This is a genomic window from Allomuricauda sp. TY007 (assembly GCF_010468565.1).
Taxonomy (GTDB): Bacteria; Bacteroidota; Bacteroidia; order Flavobacteriales; family Flavobacteriaceae; genus Flagellimonas.
The window spans coordinates 133,818-154,874 of the sequence record NZ_WUEG01000010.1; the positions used below are offsets into that span (position 1 = coordinate 133,818).

Annotated in this window: 17 protein-coding genes; 7 read left to right on the forward strand and 10 right to left on the reverse strand. The window is 40.7% G+C overall.

Annotation, left to right across the window (positions count from 1 at the left end; all coding sequences use genetic code 11):
• Positions 1–5 precede the first annotated feature (5 nt).
• Both GO009_RS12185 and GO009_RS12190 read right to left on the reverse strand, forming a co-directional pair.
• Complete coding sequence (locus GO009_RS12185; protein ID WP_163626507.1) at positions 6–665, reverse strand: hypothetical protein; 660 nt, start codon at positions 663–665, stop codon at positions 6–8.
• A 65-nt stretch (positions 666–730) separates the two neighbouring features.
• Positions 731–1,528, reverse strand: coding sequence for an MBL fold metallo-hydrolase (locus GO009_RS12190; protein ID WP_163626508.1), 798 nt, complete (start codon positions 1,526–1,528; stop codon positions 731–733).
• A gap of 167 nt (positions 1,529–1,695) precedes the next feature.
• Here GO009_RS12190 and GO009_RS12195 point away from each other — a divergent pair, with 167 nt between their 5' ends.
• Entirely contained in the window at positions 1,696–2,586 is an 891-nt protein-coding gene (locus tag GO009_RS12195; protein WP_163626510.1) for a hypothetical protein, read from the forward strand.
• A gap of 79 nt (positions 2,587–2,665) precedes the next feature.
• Here GO009_RS12195 and fumC read toward each other — a convergent pair whose 3' ends face one another.
• The 5 genes from fumC to prfB form a co-directional block, all read right to left on the reverse strand.
• Entirely contained in the window at positions 2,666–4,063 is a 1,398-nt protein-coding gene (fumC, locus tag GO009_RS12200) for a class II fumarate hydratase (RefSeq protein WP_163626512.1), read from the reverse strand.
• Positions 4,064–4,549: 486 nt separating this feature from the next.
• Positions 4,550–7,033, reverse strand: a complete 2,484-nt coding sequence (locus tag GO009_RS12205; RefSeq protein WP_163626514.1) for a TonB-dependent receptor — start codon at positions 7,031–7,033, stop codon at positions 4,550–4,552.
• Between the two features lie 101 nt (positions 7,034–7,134).
• Positions 7,135–7,623, reverse strand: a complete 489-nt coding sequence (locus GO009_RS12210; RefSeq protein ID WP_163626516.1) for a hypothetical protein — start codon at positions 7,621–7,623, stop codon at positions 7,135–7,137.
• Positions 7,624–7,691: 68 nt separating this feature from the next.
• On the reverse strand, positions 7,692–8,033 hold the full coding sequence (gene arsC / locus GO009_RS12215) for an arsenate reductase (glutaredoxin) (protein ID WP_163626518.1): 342 nt from the start codon (positions 8,031–8,033) through the stop codon (positions 7,692–7,694).
• Positions 8,034–8,043: 10 nt separating this feature from the next.
• Positions 8,044–9,145, reverse strand: a protein-coding gene (gene prfB / locus GO009_RS12220; RefSeq protein ID WP_163626520.1) for a peptide chain release factor 2 whose coding sequence is annotated in 2 segments (ribosomal slippage) — positions 8,044–9,081 and positions 9,083–9,145 — 1,101 coding nt in all. Because the reading frame shifts where the segments join, the coding sequence is not laid out codon by codon here.
• A 226-nt stretch (positions 9,146–9,371) separates the two neighbouring features.
• Between prfB and GO009_RS12225 the strand changes: the two genes are divergently transcribed.
• Both GO009_RS12225 and GO009_RS12230 read left to right on the forward strand, forming a co-directional pair.
• Complete coding sequence (locus GO009_RS12225) at positions 9,372–11,774, forward strand: zinc-dependent metalloprotease (protein WP_163626522.1); 2,403 nt, start codon at positions 9,372–9,374, stop codon at positions 11,772–11,774.
• Positions 11,775–11,782: 8 nt separating this feature from the next.
• Complete coding sequence (locus GO009_RS12230; RefSeq protein ID WP_163626524.1) at positions 11,783–12,808, forward strand: low specificity L-threonine aldolase; 1,026 nt, start codon at positions 11,783–11,785, stop codon at positions 12,806–12,808.
• 85 nt (positions 12,809–12,893) lie between these two features.
• Here GO009_RS12230 and GO009_RS12235 read toward each other — a convergent pair whose 3' ends face one another.
• Positions 12,894–13,220, reverse strand: coding sequence for a YbaB/EbfC family nucleoid-associated protein (locus tag GO009_RS12235; RefSeq protein ID WP_163626526.1), 327 nt, complete (start codon positions 13,218–13,220; stop codon positions 12,894–12,896).
• Positions 13,221–13,375: 155 nt separating this feature from the next.
• Between GO009_RS12235 and GO009_RS12240 the strand changes: the two genes are divergently transcribed.
• The 3 genes from GO009_RS12240 (at position 13,376) to GO009_RS12250 (ending at position 18,011) form a co-directional block, all read left to right on the forward strand.
• Positions 13,376–15,514 carry a S9 family peptidase gene (locus GO009_RS12240; RefSeq protein ID WP_163626528.1) on the forward strand — a complete coding sequence of 713 codons (2,139 nt, stop codon included), beginning with the start codon at positions 13,376–13,378 and terminating at the stop codon, positions 15,512–15,514.
• Between the two features lie 72 nt (positions 15,515–15,586).
• Entirely contained in the window at positions 15,587–16,627 is a 1,041-nt protein-coding gene (locus GO009_RS12245) for a PLP-dependent cysteine synthase family protein (RefSeq protein ID WP_163626529.1), read from the forward strand.
• Between the two features lie 124 nt (positions 16,628–16,751).
• Entirely contained in the window at positions 16,752–18,011 is a 1,260-nt protein-coding gene (locus tag GO009_RS12250) for an aminotransferase class I/II-fold pyridoxal phosphate-dependent enzyme (protein WP_163626530.1), read from the forward strand.
• Positions 18,012–18,160: 149 nt separating this feature from the next.
• On the opposite strand, the gene GO009_RS12255 is transcribed toward GO009_RS12250, so the two are convergent.
• Together GO009_RS12255 and GO009_RS12260 are read right to left on the reverse strand one after the other, a co-directional pair.
• On the reverse strand, positions 18,161–18,823 hold the full coding sequence (locus GO009_RS12255) for a class I SAM-dependent methyltransferase (protein ID WP_163626531.1): 663 nt from the start codon (positions 18,821–18,823) through the stop codon (positions 18,161–18,163).
• Positions 18,824–19,034: 211 nt separating this feature from the next.
• A complete protein-coding gene (locus tag GO009_RS12260; protein WP_163626532.1) occupies positions 19,035–19,985 on the reverse strand; it encodes a nitrilase family protein in 951 nt (316 codons plus the stop codon).
• 617 nt (positions 19,986–20,602) lie between these two features.
• On the opposite strand from GO009_RS12260, the gene GO009_RS12265 reads away from it, so the two are divergent.
• On the forward strand, positions 20,603–21,057 hold a 455-nt coding region (locus tag GO009_RS12265; protein WP_163626533.1), incomplete at its 3' end, for a transposase.

A 21,057-nucleotide genomic window follows, 5' to 3' on the forward strand; every position in this document is an offset into this window, starting at 1 on the left:
AGGAATTATTCTTCTCCACCGAGATTTTTGATGCCTTCCTCCAACAATCTTTTCGCTTTTTCCAAATAAGCTTTTTGGTGAGCTGCCAAGCTGTTTGGGTCTTGATTGTTACCCGCAGAGGCTGGACCAATGGAACTGGATAGTTCCACCAATTGCGCAATGGCTTGTTCTGCTGACTGGAGTTTATCGTTGGCGTGCTTTTCAAAAACCTTGATCATTTCCAGTTCCATGGAGTTGACGGAAGCGGTTTCGTTGGGAGTAACCTCGGCACTGGCTGGCGATGCTGCGGGGGTGCCAAGGGTACACTGATCGATAATGGTGATCAGCTCGTTGATCTCCCCAAGAGCCTTTTTTGTGAAGAACCTACCAGTTTCCCAGTCAACCGGTTCAATGGCCTTGTCCAAGGTTTCCATGGCGTCCAAGGTTTTGTTTTTGGCTTTGTCACAACTACACTCGGCCATAAACGCTTCAGATTTTTCCAAAGCGGTGCGTGCCCTTTCGGCATAATACATTTGGTGCTCAAAATTCGTAGCGTTCATGGCTTTTTTGCCATGGCTGAGCGCATAGGTTACTTTAGCGTAAAAATTATCACATTGATTAGAGTAGGTAGCTTGTACGGCAAAAAAGATTGCCAAAACTACTAAAACATGGGATTTGGGAGCCATATTCAAGTTTTTTGGTTATTAAGTTTGTTGTTCTAACGATAAAATTAGGTAATTATTTCATGTGCTTAAAAATCATCGTTGGGATACCAGTCCAATTGTACCACTTCAATATCGGAATCTCCTTCGTTTACAATCGTTTTAAATTTTTCAACATCGCTTACCTCGGGTCTTCCCCTGAAGTGATATGGGTAAACTTGTTTGGGTTTGAATTCCAACACTGCATCGGCCGCACTTTCCACAGTCATGGTATAAGGGAGGTTCATACAGACAAAGGCTTTGTCAATATTTTCCAAGGAACGCATTTCTGGAATATCTTCGGTATCGCCTGAAAAATAAATACGTTCATCACCAAAGGTGAAAACATAACCATTTCCTCTGCCTTTTACATGGAAGTCTTTGGCCTCTTCACGCAAATTGTACATAGGAATGGCTTTTACGGAGAAACCAGCGATTTCTTTGGTCTCTTCATTCTCCATAGTAATTGTTTTGGAAGATAGGTTTTCCTCCATTTGTTGTTTTACCGCATCGGGGGCAATGATCTGGACACTTTCAAGGTCTAATTCATTTAAGGTTTCAGGATTAAAGTGATCGCCATGTATATCGGTAATAAAAATTATGTCTGGCGATTTTTGCCCCTCAAAAGCTGCTTTGCCGCCAACGGGATCTATATAAATGGTATTTCCGTTCCATTCGATTACGGCTGTAGCATGTTCAATAGGTATTATTTCCGCGGCTGCTGGAACTTCAACTTCCATTGTGGTTTCTTCTACTTCGGCAGTTTTTTCATTCTTTTCTTCCTTCTGTTTACAGGAAATCAGGAATATCAGTAAAGCACTTGCAGTTAAAAGTATATTTTTTATCATGGTCTATCTTTTTTTAATCCTCCTAAAAATAAGGGATAAAGGGCAGAATAATAATTTTTTGTGAACATTATTTTAAATCAAATAATCCAAATACAAATCTGATGCGTATATAAACCAAATGCGATTGATTAATAACCTTAAACGAGAATCAATTAAAACAAAAAGTTATGACTGAAACAAAAAATAACAATAACGGATTGAAGGTAGTTGCTGGTCTGTTGGGTGTAGTTCTTTTGGGAACCATTATATACACTGTTAGTCTTTATCAAGATAAAAAAGCAACCACAGAAGCCCTTACTCAAGAGAAAGAATTGGTTGTAGAGGATTTGAACAATTTGAAGTCCGAATACGACAAGGCTATTTTGGAAAGCAACGCTACCAACGAAGAATTGGTTGCTGCTAGAGATAACATTGCAAAGTATATCGATTCTGTAAGCAGCATGAAAGCTGATATTGCTACGCTTTCCCGTTACAGAAGACAAGTAAGTGTTCTTAAAGCTGAAAGAGAGGAACTATTGAAACAAGTTGATTCCTTGACGCAATCCAACAGCTTGTTGGCCATGCAAAGAGACAGTACTTTTGCCGAATTGGAGCAACAAACCGTATTCAACGATTCTTTGATCATTCAGAACACGCAATTGGCCGATGCTGTTGAAAAAGGTTCTGCCCTTAACCTAAGCACAATCAGTGTTGATGCAATTAAAGAAAGAAACAGTGGTAAATTGGTTTCTACAAGAAGAGCCAGAGCTACTGATAAATTCAAAGTTTGTTTTACCATTGCTGATAACGTAATCGCTGAAGCTGGTGACAGAGAATTCTATATCGAAGTTCTTGGACCACAGGGTAACGTATTGGGCGAAGGTTTGACCAAAACTACTGAAGAAGGAAGCTCTCTTACTTACAGTAAAGGAACTAACTTCTACTACGAAAATGATGCTTTGGATGTATGTGACTATATAAACAAGCCTAGCGGTGATTTCCAAGATGGAAACTACATGGTAAATGTTTATGATAATAAATTGAAATTGTTGGGTACTTCCAGCTTCGAATTGAAGTAATAAACACACACTATCACCATAATTAAAAATGCCTGTCCAATTTTGGACAGGCATTTTTTATGCTTCAATTTTTGGTAGCTTATTTTAAGCTACCGACCATATCTTCAGGTTTTACCCATTCATCGTATTCCTCAGGGGTTACATAACCAAGGTTTATGGCTTCTTCTCTAAGGGTTGTTCCATTTTTGTGCGCCGTGTTGGCAATCTCAGCAGCTTTGTAGTAACCAATTTTGGTATTCAATGCCGTTACCAACATCAAAGAATTGTTCAATAAGGTTTTAATGGTCTCGTGGTTTGGCTCAATGCCGGCAGCACAGTTTACATCAAAACTCACACAAGCATCACCGATAAGTTGTGCAGATTGCAAAATATTGGAAGCCATAACGGGTTTAAAGACGTTAAGCTCGTAATGCCCTTGTGTTCCACCTACACTAATGGCAACATCGTTGCCCATAACCTGTGCGCAAACCATGGTCAAGGCCTCACATTGAGTAGGGTTCACTTTACCTGGCATAATGGAACTTCCAGGTTCGTTGGCAGGAATAATAATTTCCCCAATTCCAGAACGAGGTCCAGAAGCCATCATTCGAATATCGTTTGCGATTTTGTTGAGTGAAACCGCCAATTGCTTCAATGCACCGTGACTTTCAACAATAGCGTCGTGAGCTGCCAAAGCTTCAAACTTGTTCTCAGCGGTTACAAAAGGTTTTCCGGTAAACTCGGCAATATATTTTGCAACAAGAACATCATATCCTTTTGGCGTGTTCAAACCAGTACCTACAGCGGTTCCACCAAGGGCAAGTTCACTCAAATGGGGCAAGGTGTTTTTCAATGCCTTTAAACCATGGTCCAATTGGGAAACGTAGCCCGAAAATTCCTGGCCCAAGGTTAGGGGAGTGGCGTCCATCAAGTGGGTTCTTCCAATCTTTACCACATCTTTGAACTCTTGTGATTTTTTCTGAAGGGTCCTTTTGAGCTGTTCCACTCCTGGGATAGTAACCTCTACAATTTTCTTGTAAGCTGAAATATGCATTCCCGTAGGGAAAGTATCGTTGGAGGATTGACTTTTGTTGACATCATCGTTGGGTTGAATGGTTTTTTCGCCCTCACCAATTTTTTTTCCCGCAATTTCGTGCGCACGGTTGGCAATTACCTCGTTCACGTTCATATTGCTCTGTGTGCCCGAGCCTGTTTGCCAAATCACTAAAGGAAACTGATCGTCATGCTTCCCTTCGAGTATTTCGTCACAGACTTGGGAAATAAGGTCCCTTTTTTCTTGACTGAGCACACCCAGTTCGTGGTTGGTGTAGGCAGCGGCTTTTTTCAAATAAGCAAATCCGTACACCACGTCCAAGGGCATGGATGCGGGAGCACCAATTTTAAAGTTGTTTCGGGAACGTTCGGTTTGGGCGCCCCAATATTTATCGGCGGGTACTTTTACCTCGCCCATGGTATCTTTTTCAATCCTAAAGCTCATAGTTTAAAATTTTGTTGTACAAAGGTAGGATATAGGGTATTTATATGGTAGTTAAGCAGGATAAATACATTTTTTTTGACCTTGTATTTGTTTTTTTTGATAAGAAGAAAGTATCTTTGTTAAAACAAAAGGAGTAAAGATGTTCGAATTTGACCAATATTTAGGTTTTTTAGCTTTTCTAACAATTTTGACAATCGGTTTTTGGTTGATGATATTCTTGTTGACCTTTGTGGTTCCTTATTGGTTGATTGGTAACCTTAGGGAAATGTTTAAAGAAAGAAAAGAGGCAAAACGCGCCCAACTAGAAGAATAAAAAGATATACAAAAAGAAGCCAATTGGCTTCTTTTTTGTTTAAGATTAGTTTTCATTTGGCTTGAGAACTAATTTTTTTGTCTTGTTTAAAATCAAATTACGTAAAGCAAAAAAAGCAGCCGTTCGGCTGCTTTTATATTTAAGTTTCGGGGAAACTCGCTTTTTTGTTAGTCTTAGTATTGTCCTTCGCCCTCATCGTCACCAGGACCTTGTTGTCCGCCTCTTTGGCGTTGCTCCTTAGGTTGGTTAAACCTATAAATAAAGGATAAGTTTACCTGTCTTTGTCTCCACTGGAACTCACTGTCCGATGTAAATGTTGGTGTTTGTGTAAAAGACCGTCGCTTTCTGGAGTTGAACAAGTCACTGGCATTTAATGATAGTGTAGCCTTATCATCGAAAAGATCTTTGCTTATCGCTAAGTTTAGCGAGAACATTGGGTCGGATTCTGTTTGGGCATTTTGCCTTGGGCCCATATAAAAGGAGTTGGCCTGAAGCTCTAATTTTCCAGGCAATGTAAACTTGGAACTCAAACGGGCAAAATAGCTGGAATTGGTTGTTCCATAATCGACCCCGTTAAATGTTCCATCCGAAGAAAAAGTGAAAAAGTTGAAACTACCGTTCATTCTCCACCATTTTGTAGGGTTGTACATTACACCTGCTTCGGCACCGATACGCTCGTTGGTGGATAGGTTTATGGGAACCCTTCTAATGATCTGGATACCATCCGAAGTGAATTGACCCGTGTTTTCGGTAATAAACTCAAAAGATTGTGTTTCCCGTTGATAGTATACAGAAGAGGTAAAGGTTATTTTTTTCCACCTCTTCATATAACCCAAATCAAAAGCATTGGCAAAAGCCGGATCCAAGTCTGGATTTCCTTGAAAAACGTTTGTCCTACTAGATCTGGATGGAAATGGGTTGATAAACCAGCCCCTTGGCCTGTTTATCCTCCTGTTGTATCCAAGCGAAATGTTTTGGGTTTCCGAAATTTCGTAAACAAAGTTGACTGTAGGGAAAAGCCCTAAATAGTTTTTGTCAAAATTAAGGTCAACATCTTCCCCTACAAGTTCTTCCAAGGCCTGGCTATCTATACTGGCATCTACCTCACCCCTCAATTCCGTATTTTCCAAACGCAAGCCAAGTAACACGGAAAATTTACCGTACTTGTTTCCATACTGGGTGTAAAGTGCATTCACATTTTCGTGATAGGTAAAAATGTTGGTAAGATTTTGATTGGTAATGAAATTACCTGTCCCTTGATCTAGGGTATCCAACTGGTAATCGTTTATCTCTTTTTCAAAAGTGCCTCGGTAACCCGCCTCAAACTGGGCATCACCCATGGGCAAAACGTAATCAATCTGAGCTAGAATATCGTCCTGCTTTTGTTTTTCATAAATGTTTTCGAGTGCTATCAAACTATCACTTGGTACAGTACGGTCTTCTCGAATACCGGTCATAACATCTTCATTATCATAGGAATATTGAAAATCAGCAGTTAATTTCTGTCCATCATCATCAATATTGTTGGTGTAATTAAAAGAGAATTGACGACTGTTGTCTTTCTCTGCTTGATCTTCCGTTCTAAAGGTTCTACTGTTGATGCTTCCATCAGAAAATCGTTGATTGTCATTCTCGGTCAAATCATTTTCATCTGACCATCTGTAGAAAAAGCTACCGGTAATCGAGGATTTTTCGGTTAGGAAATACTCCATGCCAATATTAATATTGAAACCATCATCATTTCTACTGATATCCCTATCCTCGTAAATTCTATCAAATTCACTTTGTTCGGAGAGGTAGGTATTATCATTGTAACCGCCCCCTGGAGATTCACGGTGAAAATAACCGAGGGTGTTAAAAATGTTGAACTTTTCAGTTCGAATATTAAAGTTGGTAGTGGCTCTGGCATTAAAAGGGATTCCCCCTGTTAGATTAATGGAACCATTGATGCCCAAGGTTTTTTCTTTTTTAAGAACAATGTTAAGAATACCTGCCGTACCTTCGGCATCATAACGGGCAGAAGGACTGGTAATTACCTCCACCTTTTCTATGGCATCGGCAGGTAGTTGTTGTAGTACATCGGTAGAGCCAAAACCGGCCAATGCGGATGGTTTCCCGTTGATTAGGATACGAACATTATCGTTCCCCCGTAAACTGATTGCTCCCTCTACGTCAACGGAAACAGAAGGGATATTCCCCAATGCATCACTAACGTTACCACCACTTGTAGTAATGTCTTTTCCAATGTTATACACTTTTTTGTCCAAACGGACCTCAACAGTGGTTTTTTCGCCTACTACCTCAACTTCTGCAAGCTGGGCAACATCAGGGGACAAAGCAATAGAACCTAAATTGGTATCCGAATTGTACGTTTGTCCTTTTAAGGAGTATGTTTTATATGAAATAAATTCTACCCTAATATTATAAGTTCCAGGTGTGGTTTCAACCTCAAAATTACCAGATAGGTCAGTTATTCCGCCAGTAACTTTGTCCGGGTTGTCTGCGTTTTGCAACACAAATGTCGCATATTCCAATGGTTGTCCAGATTCCGAATCAACCACTTTACCTGTAATAGTTATGGCTTTTTGATCTTGTTGCGCCATCCCTTGGAAAGTAGTCAGGGTCAATAGCAGCAACGGGATAATAATCCTTTGCATAGTTTGATTTTTACGCTGCAAAAATTGGAGGAAAAAAGGAGGCTACGAAATATAAATCTCCCAACAACGCAATTGAACCTGCGAATGACCTTAAAGAATTGTTAATCCCTGTTCTTCTTTTTTTTCTTCTTCTTCTTTTTCTTTTTGGCTTTGAAGTGGTTCTCTTGTAGCTCCATAAAGGCCTCGTACTTATCTTCTGGAAGACCGGCCTTTAACTCGGCATCTTGCCGTCTTTTTATTTTTTCGACTTCCTCTTTCATTTTAAGAGGTTCCAGTTCCAAGATTTGAAGCTCTATGCGTTGTTGCACAGATTGCACCAGTGAAGTACGCACTACGGCTTGTTCAAAAGGGTCTAAACCTATTGCTTCCGTAATGGATGGCATTTGTTCGTCCACCAATTCTTCTGCAGTTGGCGGAGCTTCTTCTTTTTGACTTTCAACAGGACCTGCTTGCGGCACATAACTACGCCCTCTGCCATACATGCCACGAGAACCGTATGGGGAACCATAACCGTATTGTGCATACATGTCGTTAATGGCCAACATGCCTATGAATAAGGTAATTAAGAAGAGGTTTTGTGTGCTTTTCATGGGCTAAATATAATATTTAGGATTCATTTATGTGCGTATTCGTTGTTAAATATAGCTGTATGTCAGAATTATAGCAGTTTGGCAATATTCTCAGGAGGCCTGCCCACAACTGCTTTTTTACCATTTACAACAATAGGGCGCTCAATCAATTTTGGGTTCTCCGAGAGTGCCGTAATAACCTCATCGTCACTTAAGGTTTTACCCTTAAATTTTTCCTTCCAGATGGCTTCGGTTTTACGTACCAAATCTATTGGGGAAATTCCTAAATAATCAACTAAGGTTTTAAGCTCTTCTTTGCTAGGAACATCGTCCAAATATTTTACTACTTCAAAATCTTTTCCGGACTTCTCCAAAATCGCCAACCCCTCTCTGGATTTTCGGCATCGTGGGTTATGATATATTTTGATCATGATTATCGTGTTATTCGTGTTCTTCTTTTTGTCCCATCATCATAAGATAGGCTTTTAAAAATGCATCCAAATCACCGTCCATTACAGCGTCCACATTTCCGGTTTCCTCTCCGGTACGTACATCCTTAACCAATTTATAGGGATGCATCACGTAGTTTCTGATTTGTGAGCCCCACTCAATCTTCATTTTGGAGGATTCTATTTCGGCACGGGCCTCTTGTTTTTTCCGAAGCTCGATTTCGTACAGCTGTGATTTCAACATTTTCATGGCCGTAGCCCTATTGTCGTGCTGTGAACGGGAGTCGGAACAAGAAATTTGGATACCAGTTGGCTTGTGCACCAATTGTACTTTGGTCTCCACTTTGTTCACGTTTTGCCCTCCGGCGCCACTGGAACGTGCTGTGGTAATCTCAATATCGGATGGATTCACCTCGATTTCAATACTGTCATCCACCAACGGATACACATAAACGGAGGCAAAAGAAGTGTGCCGCTTGGCATTACTATCAAAAGGGGAGATGCGCACCAAACGATGGACTCCGTTTTCGCCTTTGAGCCAACCAAAAGCATATTCGCCTTCAATTTCCAAGGTAACGGTCTTAATTCCTGCCACATCGCCCGCTTGGTAATTGAGCTCCTTTATTTTGTAACCATTTTTTTCGGCCCACATCATATACATTCGCATTAGCATGGAGGCCCAATCACAACTTTCGGTACCACCGGCACCTGCAGTTATTTGAAGTACTGCCGTTAGCTCATCACCTTCGTCCGAAAGCATATTGCGGAACTCCAGTTTTTCAATGGCCAATTGGGCTTTTTCAAACTGTTTGGAGACTTCCCCTTCGGAAACTTCTCCAGCTTGCTGAAACTCCATGAGCACTTCCAAGTCGCCAATCAAGGTTTTGGCTTCCTCAAAATCCTCTACCCATTTCTTTTTGGATTTAATGGATTGCATTTGCTTTTGGGCTTCTTGTGGATTGTCCCAAAAACCAGGAGCGAGGGTTTTCTCTTCCTCGTTCTCTATTTCAATAAGTTTGGCATCAATGTCAAAGATACCTCCTTAACGCACCCAGGCGCTCAATAAGATCTTTTTGCTGATCTGTGGTTACCATGTATTGTATTTTGGGGTAAAAATAAGTTTCTTTCTGCACATGACCTTACGATATCTTCAAATGTATTCTTAAATTAAAAAGATTAAATATTTAAGGCCTAAAAGGGAAATACTTAAAATTAGAAGTCCAATTTTATCAATTTTGAGATTAGTGCTACTTAAGCCTTTTGCGCAGCGATTTTTAAAAATGAATTCCATATTTTTAAGGACAATATTTCAACCAGATTATGAAGAACACAACTACCCTTATCGCATTATTTTACTTTGTTTGCGCCTCATTGGGAGCACAAACCTTTGAAAAAGCTAAAGACTTCCAGAAATTCAGTGGCTATTTCAACTTTTTCTATGATGATTCCACCGATAAAATTTACCTTCAAGTAGACGATTTGGAAAAAGATTTCTTGTACGTCTATTCACTCAGCAGTGGAATCGGGAGCAACGATATTGGACTCGACCGTGGCCAGTTGGGCAACGAACAAGTAGTGTTCTTCCGCAAAGCGGGCAAAAAACTGCTTCTGGTTCAGCCCAACTTGGAGTATCGGGCCATAACCGATAACGAATTGGAACGTAAATCCGTGGAGCAAGCCTTCGCAAAATCCATTTTGGAGGGTTTTGAGATAGTTGAGGAGTCCAAAGGCAGTTATTTGATAGATATTACCGATTTTTTAATGCGAGACGCCCACGGAGTTTCCAACCGATTGAAACGCTCCAAGCAAGGTTCGTATAGTTTGGATAAGGGCAAAAGCGCTTGGGCCTTTGATCGTACCAAGGCATTCCCTAAAAATGTTGAGTTTGATGTTGCTCTAACTTTTAAGGGAGAACCGGAAGGAGCTTGGATTCGTTCCGTAACCCCCACGCCGAGCCTGGTTACCGTAGCGCAGCATCATTCGCTGATTGAACTACCTGATGAAAATTATGAAAAGAGATTGTACGACCCCCGAAGTGGCGGATACCCATTCTCTTATTATGACTATGCCACTCCTGTGCAAGAATCATTGGTAAAGCGATTTATCAGAAGACACCGTTTACAAAAGAAAGACCCTAATGCCGAAGTAAGCGAAGCAGTTGAGCCAATCATCTATTATTTGGACAATGGCACCCCGGAACCCATCCGTTCTGCATTGATGGACGGTGGTAAATGGTGGAATCAAGCTTTTGAAGCAGCAGGTTACAAAAATGCCTTTCAAATGAAAATTCTGCCCGATGATGCAGACCCGCTGGACATCAGATATAATGTAGTGCAATGGGTACATCGCTCAACTCGGGGATGGAGCTATGGGGCTAGTGTTGTAGACCCACGGACCGGGGAAATATTAAAAGGACATGTGAGTTTGGGAAGCTTGAGAATTCGTCAAGATTTTATGATAGCTCAGGCCTTGATGAACCAGCCTTTCGAAGAAAGGGACGACAACTACCAACCCATGTTGGAACTGGCCTTGGCCAGAATACGCCAACTTTCTGCACACGAAATAGGACATACGTTAGGATTTACCCACAACTTTGCAGCCAGCACCAATGATAGAGCCTCGGTTATGGACTATCCACACCCGCAATTTGAGTTGGAAGGAGGGGAAATCAGTTTTAAAAATGCTTACGATACAGGAATAGGAGAATGGGATAAGGTTATTGTCGCCTATGCCTACTCGGATTTTCCAAGCGGAACAAACGAACAAGAGGCATTGAATTCTATTTTAAAGAAAGCCCAGGATGATGGTCTTCGCTACATATCCGATAGTGATGCACGCCCAAAGGGAGGAGCACATGCACTGGCACATTTATGGGACAACGGTAAAAGCGCCAGCCAGGAATTGGAAAGTATGTTGGAGATCCGTGAAAAGGCCATCAAGAACTTTTCAGTGGACAATATTAGAACAGGTGAAGCCTATTCCGTTTTGGAAGATGTTTTTGTACCAATATATTTCTTCCATAGATATCAGACCGAGGCAGTTTCAAAAGTTATCGGGGGATTGGACTACAATTATGCTGTAAAAGATGGCGGACAAATACCAGTGAAACCCGTTAATGAAACAGTACAAAAAAAGGCAATGGAATCCATTTTAAAAACATTGGATGCCGAAGTGATTTCTGTTCCCAAGGAAAAGCTGGATCTTTTTCCTCCAAGAGCTATTGGTTTCGGTCGTTCAAGGGAATCCTTCAAAGGTAGGACCGGCGTAAGTTTTGATGCTCTTTCCGTTGCTGAAACCGCTGCTGATATGACCTTGGAACTATTGCTTCATCCTGAGCGAGCTTCCCGTTTGATCCAGCAAAAAAGTTTGGATAAAAATCAAATGGGGCTTAAAGAGGTTTTGGACGAAACCATAAAAGGGACATTCGACCTTTCCCATCGTGATGATTACGAAGCTGAAGTTCAGAATACCATCAACTTTAGAGTGCTCTATCACATCATGAACCTTGCAGCCCACGATGAAGTACATCCGCAGGTAAATGCTATTGCAAATGAAACTTTGAACGATTTAAAAACCCAATTGTTGACAGATGGTAAAAACACTATCTCTGCGGAAATGGTGAAAAGAATTGATGCGTTCATGGAAAAGCCATCGGAATTCAAACTTATTCCAGTTTCTACAATTCCAGATGGTTCACCCATTGGAATGGATTGCATGGACTAAATTATTATATGGAAATAAATTTAATAAGTGATACGGTCACTAGACCTTCGGCCGGGATGTTGGAGGCCATGATGAATGCAAAAGTAGGGGACGATGTATTCAAAAACGATCCTACGGTAAATGAATTGGAAGCCAAAGTTGCCGAGTACTTTGGTATGGAAGCTGCCCTATTTTTCCCAAGCGGCACCATGACCAATCAAACGGCAATAAAGATACACACCCAACCCGGGGATCAACTGATATGTGATAAATACGCCCATGTTTACAATTACGAAGGTGGGGGAGTGAGCTTCAATAGTGGAGTTTCCTGTAGATTGGTAGATGGAGACCGAGGGATGATGACCGCCGAGCAGGTGGAGGCTTCTATAAACCCGCCCGATTTTTACCACAGTCCGTTAACAACTTTGGTCTGTATCGAAAACACAACGAACAAAGGAGGTGGAGCCTGTTGGGATTTTGAGGAACTAAAAAAAATCAGAAGAGTCTGCGATGAGCACAATCTAAAATATCACCTGGATGGCGCACGACTTTGGAATGCTTTGGTAAAAAAAGGTGAGGCTCCAAAGGCATACGGCAAGTTGTTCGATACCATCAGCGTATGTTTGAGCAAGGGCATGGGATGTCCGGTAGGCTCTGTTTTGGTGGGAAGCAAATCAGATATAGATAAAGCTTTACGTATTAGAAAAGTGTTTGGTGGGGGAATGCGTCAATCCGGTTTTTTGGCAGCAGCGGGCATTTATGCTTTGGAAAACAATGTAGGTCGACTGGCAGAAGATCACAAAAAAGCAACTGAAATAGGCGAGGTGCTCCAAACGTTGGAGTTCATCAAAAAAGTGGAGCCCATCGAAACGAATATCATCATATTTGAAATAAATGAGGCAAAAATGTCGTCCGAAGCATTTTTGAATCAATTGAACAAAAATCAAGTGTCCATTATCGGCATGGGGCAGGGTAAATTGCGCATTGTTACCCATTTGGACTATACCGATGCCATGCATCAACATTTCCTAAACGTTTTGAAAAGTATAGGGTAAGAATGTGTCACTTCGAGCGCCCGCCTGCCGGACGGGCAGGCAGTCGGGAAGTCAAAAAGGTCTCGACTGCGCTCGGTCTGATAAATTACTTCATAAAAGCATCCATACCGGGAATATTCGGCATGCCCTCTTTTGCGACGGCTGCCAATTCCGCTTCGTTTACTTTGGTAGCTTTTTCAATGGCTTTATTTAGTGTGAGCACCAAATAATCTTCCAACTGCTCTTTATCTTCCAAGAGGGAATCATCTATTGAGATGGATTTTATTTCACGGTTAGCTGTTAAAGTCACTTTAAGCAGTCCATCCGATGATGCCTCATCGATCATCACGGTGTTCAATCGTTCCTTGGTTGCTTCAACCTTCTTTTGGGTTTCTTTTATCTTACCCATCATTCCCATTAAATCTCCAAACATAGTTTCAATTTTTAGTTTTCATATTTTTTTCAATGCAGCTGTCATGTCGAACGAAGTTGAGACATTCACCCTTCGACTGCGCTCAGGATGACTCAAAACATTAAAGATTGCAAAAGGTAAGCTCAAAAGTAGTAAATTGGCTAAAACACTATCCCATGAAACTAATCAATTCAAGAATTTCTATTCTGGTTTTATGCCTTATTTTTGCGACCGCTTGCAAAAACAACAAAGACGAATCCATGAACATAACACCCCCTGTGGCCCCCAAACATCCAACGCAACTTGAAAAGCACGGCGATGTGCGAATCGATGATTACTATTGGATGAACAATAGGGAAGACCAGCAGGTTCTTGATTACCTGAACGCTGAGAACGAGTATTTCCATAAAATGACCGCCCATACCGAGAAATTTCAAGAGGAACTTTTTAAGGAAATGAAGGGCAGGATCAAAGAAGATGATTCTTCGGTTCCTTATAAACTGGATGGTTACTGGTACATTACCCGATACGAAGAAGGCAAAGAGTACCCGATTTACTCCAGAAAAAAGGAAAGCTTGGATGCAGCTGAAGAATTGTTGTTCGATTGTAACCAAATGGCAGAGGGGCACGAGTTTTTCAACTTAAGAGGTGTTTCCATCAGCCCCGATAATACCATGGCTGCTTTTGGTACGGATACCATTTCTAGAAGACAGTACAATATCCAGATTAAAAATCTTGAATCGGGGGAAATATATCCGGATATTATTGAAAATACAACGGGAAGCTCTGTATGGACCAACGATAACAAGACGCTTTTTTACACCAAGAAAGATCCGGTAACCTTGCGTTCCGATAGAATTTTTAAACACATATTGGGAACTTCTTCCGATGAAGACGAATTGGTTTTTCACGAAAAGGATTCCACCTATAACACGTTTGTATACAAGACCAAATCCAGAAAGTATATTGTAATCGGCTCCAGCAGCACACTTACATCAGAATATAGAATTTTGCCGGCAGATGATTCGGAAGGAGAGTTCAAGGTGTTCTCTCCCAGGGAAAAAGGAGTGGAGTATTCTATCTCTCATTTTGAAGGAGATTTTTATGTGTTGACCAACAAGGACGGTGCCACCAACTTTAAGTTGATGAAAACAAGCGAGGAGAGCACATCATCAGAGCATTGGACTGAATTTATACCCCATCAAGAAGATGTTTTGCTGGAAGATGTCGAAATTTTCAGGGACTATTATGTAGTAACCGAGCGCAACAATGGCCTCAACCAAATGAAGATTGCCAAATGGGACGGTTCCGATAGTTATTACCTTCCCTTTGACAGTGAGACCTATGTGGCAGGCCCTTCCGTCAACTTGGATTTTGATACCAAAGTACTACGTTATTATTACAATGAAATGGGGGAGCCTTATGCCATTATCGATTTTGACATGGAATCCCAAACCAAAACCGTTATGAAGCAACAAGAGGTTTTGGGAGGAAAGTTTGATAAGGACAACTACAAAACAGAACGTTTGTGGGCGACCGCAAGGGACGGAAAAAAAGTGCCCATTTCTATAATCTATCATAAAGATACGCCGTTGGATGGCACCAGTCCGTTGTTGCAATATGGCTATGGATCCTATGGTGCTACAATCGACCCTTATTTTTCTTCAATTCGATTGAGCTTATTGGATAGAGGATTTATTTATGCCATAGCGCATATAAGAGGAGGTGAATATTTGGGAAGACCTTGGTATGAGGATGGCAAATTGTTGCACAAAAAAAACACCTTTACAGATTTTATTGATGTTTCCAAGTTTTTGATAGACCAAAAATATACCAGTTCAGAGCATTTATACGCTATGGGAGGCTCCGCGGGTGGATTGCTGATGGGTGCCATCATTAATATGGAACCTGAACTCTACCATGGTGTAATTGCGTCCGTGCCCTTTGTGGATGTGGTTACCACCATGCTGGATGATACCATTCCGTTGACAACAGGTGAGTATGATGAATGGGGCAATCCGAACCAAAAGGAATATTACGATTACATTAAGTCTTACTCCCCATATGACAATGTAGAGGCCAAAAATTATCCACATTTATATGTGTCGACAGGTTTGCACGATTCCCAGGTGCAATATTGGGAGCCAGCCAAGTGGGTGGCCAAATTAAGAGAATATAAAACAGGTGATAACCTTTTGTTCTTGGATACCAATATGGATGCAGGGCACGGTGGAGCTTCGGGAAGATTTGAAGCCTTAAAGGAAACAGCAAAGGAATATGCCTTCATTTTAGATCTTGAAGGAAAAGCCCTTTAAAAATAAAATGTTACATTTGCACGGAACAATTACTTTTTTAAATAAGAATTGTTCCCCTACCTAATACCAGTTATGAAGAAACAGATAAATGCGCACAGCAATATTCTAGACCTAATTGGAAGTACCCCCTTAGTCAAGCTTAACAGAATTACCGCCCCGCTTACAGGAAATTTTTATGCTAAACTGGAATGCTTTAACCCTGGACACTCTTCAAAAGATAGAATCGCAATTCATATTATAGAGGAGGCCGAGCGTAAAGGTATTCTTAAACCGGGTAGCACCATTATAGAAACAACATCGGGCAATACAGGCTTCAGTATTGCCATGGTGAGTATTGTTAAGGGCTATAAATGTATTTTGGCCGTCAGCTCAAAATCATCACCGGATAAAATAGATATGTTGCGTTCCATGGGAGCAAATGTATATGTTTGTCCAGCGCATGTTAGTGCAGACGACCCACGTTCATACTACGAAGTGGCCAAACGCTTGCATAGCGAAACACCAAATTCCATTTATATCAACCAATATTTTAACGAGTTGAACATAGATGCCCATTATTCCAGTACAGGACCGGAAATTTGGGAACAGACCAATGGTCAGATTACCCATTTAGTGGCTTGCAGCGGAACAGGTGGAACAATCTCCGGAATTGCTCGCTATCTTAAGGAGCAGAATCCTAACATAAAGATCTTAGGGGTTGATGCTTATGGTTCTGTTTTGAAAAAATATCATGAAACTGGTGAGTTTGATCATAATGAAGTATATCCCTACCGAATTGAAGGTTTGGGCAAGAACTTGATTCCGGCAGCTACAGATTTCAACGCAATTGATAGATATGTAAAGGTAACCGATGGCGAAAGTGCTCACATGGCCCGTAAATTGGCCCATACCGAAGGTATTTTTGCAGGTTATACCAGTGGTGCCGCCACCCAAGCATTATATCAATTGAATACAGAAGGGGAATTCACCGAGGACAGCAATGTTGTTGTGGTGTTCCCAGACCATGGTTCTAGGTATATGAGCAAGGTGTACAGTAACGAATGGATGGAAAACCAAGGTTTTTTCGACATCCAAAATGCTGAAATACCAGAGGAAATAAAATATATTAAATAAACCATTACCCGATAATACTTATAGAACGGCAATGAAAAACATTGTCGTTTTTTATATCTGAACATTTCGTTATGCGAGGTTCATAAAAATATATACTTTTGCATTTGAATCAAATTTAATGTAGATGAGAGATTTATTCGATAGAATCATTGAGAACAAAGGACCTTTGGGAAAATGGGCTTCACAGGCTGAGGGCTATTTTGTTTTTCCAAAATTGGAAGGACCTATTTCCAACAGAATGAAATTTCAAGGAAAAGATGTGATAACGTGGAGCATCAATGACTATCTGGGTCTTGCAAACCTACCTGAAATAAAGAAAGTGGACGGAGAAGCTGCACTGGAACACGGAGCTGCTTACCCAATGGGCGCTCGGATGATGAGTGGCCATACCGATTACCACGAACAATTACAGAACGAATTGGCCGAGTTCGTTCACAAAGAAGCATCTTATTTGTTAAACTTTGGATATCAAGGATTTATGTCGGTAATCGATGCTTTGGTATCTAAGGATGATATTATTGTATATGACGTAGATTGTCATGCCTGTATTATAGATGGCGTTCGTTTGCACATGGGCAAGCGCTTTACTTTTAAGCACAACGATCCTGTAAGCTTGGAAAAAAACTTGGAGCGTGCCACCAAATTGGCCAATGAAACTGGCGGAGGAATCTTGGTGATTTCCGAAGGGGTTTTTGGTATGCGAGGAGAACAAGGGATCCTAAAAGAAATCGTAGAGCTTAAGAAAAAATTCCAATTCAGGCTTTTGGTAGATGATGCTCACGGTTTTGGAACACTGGGCAAAACAGGTGCCGGAGCAGGAGAGGAGCAAGGCGTACAAGATCAAATTGACGTGTATTTGGCCACTTTTGCCAAGTCTATGGCAGGTATCGGGGCCTTTGTTGCTGCAGATAAAGAAATCATCGAGTATCTAAAATACAATCTTCGTTCTCAAATGTTCGCTAAATCATTGCCCATGGTTTATGTTAAAGGAGCGCTTAAGCGACTTGACATGTTGCGTACCATGCCGGAACTTAAAGCTAAGCTTTGGGAGAATGTGAATGCGCTTCAAAATGGATTAAAGGAAAGAGGATTCGATATTGGTACAACAACAAGTTGTGTTACTCCTGTTTATTTGAACGGTAGTATTCCAGAAGCAATGGCCTTGGTGAAGGATTTACGTGAAAACCACGGAATTTTCTGCTCTATTGTGGTATATCCGGTAATTCCAAAAGGATTGATTCTACTGCGTTTGATTCCAACAGCTACCCACACCATGAAAGATATCGAAGAGACACTTGATGCTTTCTCAGCCATTAGGGAACGTTTGGAAAACGGGACTTACAAAAGACTTTCTGCAGCAGTTGCTGCGGCTATGGGTGAGTAATTTTTTCTGAGGTTTTTTCTTATTTTGTACTAATAAGACCCCATATTGCAACCAATGCCTTCTAGATTTGGTGAGTACAAAGCGCATTTTCCTAAATATGTTTGTATAAAATGGTTGCGTTTTTGGAAGAAGCGATTTTTTATAAGGTGTTAGGCTTTTACCTTTTTGATTTTCGCCATTGTATATTTCCGCTCTACCTGTTCTCCCGTTTTACTTTTCACGAATTCTGTCTTGTCTCTAAATGCAATGATTTTCAAATTCGACATTGACACAAGTTTTTCTACATCTTTTTTGTCGAATAGTTTAAATTTTTCCCCGACAAGCGGCAAATCTTTCATAAACTCTTTGTCCGCATAAGTCAAAACACAAATTCCGTTATATTCTAGTGTTCGTTCAATTTCTTGCATCAATTTTTCTGGGTTTTGCCAAAAGTATATTGTGTTCACACTCATTATCCGGTCGAAAAAATTGTTGGCAAAGGGTAAATTCTTCCCATCATAAAGTTTAAATTCCGCCTGCCTGTTTGAGTTGTTTTTTTCAGCTTCGTTTCGCATGGTTTCTGAAATTTCCAAACCAAAATAGCGAACTCCTTCTGCCAAGCCCAATAGTTTTTCCAAATGCCCACAATTTCCATGTCCAAGCTCCAAAACCGAACTTTCCTCTTTCAATTCAAGAAAATCAATTGAATTTAAGGTCATACCAATGTTGGTCTCATTCATTTTTTTACCGACTTCGATCCCCATTTGCCCGCTAGGAAGGCTTAACTGGCTTTCCAATTCTCGAATTTCACTTTCTTTAAATTTTTTCTCCATTTTTGGTTTCAATATTGCCTGATAACTGAACGATCAGGTTGTGTTTATTATTAGATGATGATGTGTAATGTTCTTAATTTCAGTGAGTTGTAAACGGTGTGGTCGGTTGTAGACATTTTCACGGAAATCGTCTATTGGTAGTAAAGATAATTGTTCAAATGGAGAATTTGTCAGTAGTTGATTAAACGCCGCATTGTACATAGTTATTTTTTCAATCTTCAGTAGATTTTAGTTTCATCCATACGGGGGTTGTTTCCGATTTATGGTCTTTGCCAATTATATCTTTATACAACTCTGGTTTTCTTGCATTCTTATACCTCCAACCTCCTGAGAGTTGAATTTTATCCTTTGTTATTTTTGAAATTGTAATATCATTTTCAAAGGATTTTATTTCGGACAAAACTTCACCATAGGGGTCAATAATCATCGAATTGCCATTTTTTAAGTGCTCGCCATCGTAACCAATTGGGTTTGTAAAAGCATAATAAATTCCATTGTCATAAGCTCTTGCAGGCAACCAGCGCATTAACCAACGCCTGCCTTTGGGGCCATCGAATTCCAGTCGTAACGAAACTGGGTCATCTTCACGGTTTTGCCAATATTTATCGGCTACATAATCTCGATGTGGCATTGCGGATGGGGTGCAGCCAGTAACATGGGGGGCAAAAATTAATTCCGCGCCCAAAAGACTCGTTGCCCTAACATTCTCGATCACGTTATTGTCATAGCAAATTAAAATTCCACATTTCCAACCGAATAAATCAAATACACAGTAGTCGTTACCAGCGGACATATATTTGCTTATAAAGGGGTGTATTTTTCGATGTTTTGCAATTAGTCCTTCTCCAGTAACACAGATATAAGTATTGTATATTTTTTCGTCAGATATCTCTACAAGACCAGCTAAAATCGGAATGTTAAATTCTTTGGAAATCGCAATCAATTCTTGTGTACTTTTTCCGTTAGGTACCTCTTCGGCCAAGTTCGTTATTTGTTCAAGACTTAAGTCTTTGGTAAAAGTATAGGCCGTAATCGACATTTCATGAAAACTGATTAAGTCAGCTCCTTTGGATTTTGCTTTTTCCGCAAGTTTTTTGATAACCGATAGGTTATAGGCCTTATCACCATCTTTTGGTTCAAATTGGGCTACCGATATGATCATTTTTTATGAGGGTTTATATTTGGCCACAATGCTCTCACAGCCATGGTGGTATCGTTTCGAATCTAAAGGTAGCCATTGGACATTGATTTGCTATTGCCATTGGTTAGGAAAATGTGTTTTTTCTTTTAGGTGTACAATGATCGTTGAATATCAATCATGTAAAAATATAGCAGATAATCAATTGTGTTCCTGTTCGGACAGTTCTCTGTGTGGATACCCCGATCTATAGGTGTCTTTGTGTTCGAATTATTAAATCCTTGCTTTTTTCGGTCAAACTTTCCTTGAGTTTTTTCCTTTCTCGCTTTTTTTTCTGGTTAATGTTGCCTTAAACTGAGATAAGCTGCCATCTGCCATAGTGCTGTTTAAGTTCTAATTTGGTCAATAGACTTCGTTTTATTTGCGTAGTTTAAAATTACTTACAACGTTTCTCGGCTATGAGTAGTTCCGTGAGTTAGCACGAAAATTAGCAAGTACACACCAAACTGAAAATCCGCGAGGATTTTCAGAAGTAGGCGAGAACAAGCAATTACTTATAGCCATCTTAAGTTTGATTCTCTTTAAATTGATATAATAATCAGAAAGAACAAAAGAGAGGAACATTTCCAAAACATTTTCCTATGAATAAAGATAAAGAAATCCACGGAGTGGACATCAGCAAGGATGTATTTGATGTGTTCGACCATGAGGGTGTTCACCATCAGTACCCGAACACCTTGAAGGGGTTCAGGGATTATTGCAGCGCTTTGAACCCCAACAGTCTGGTGGTAATGGAAGCCACTGGCTATTACCATTATCTATTGGCCCAGTTCCTTTATGACCAGGGCATGGCCGTATCGGTTGTGAACCCTTTGTCCGTAAAACGTTTTGTGCAGATGAAGCTTTCCAAGGTCAAGACGGACAAGAGCGATGCCAAGGCCATAGCGGAGTACGCCAAGGTCAACGATGTTCCCCTGTACGACGGCAAGGGCGAGGACCAAGCGGAGAGTCTCCAATTGTTGGCCTTGATGGACATCTATCTCAAACAGCGGACACAGGTAAAGAACAAGCTGCACGGTGAAAAGGTCCTGGGCAT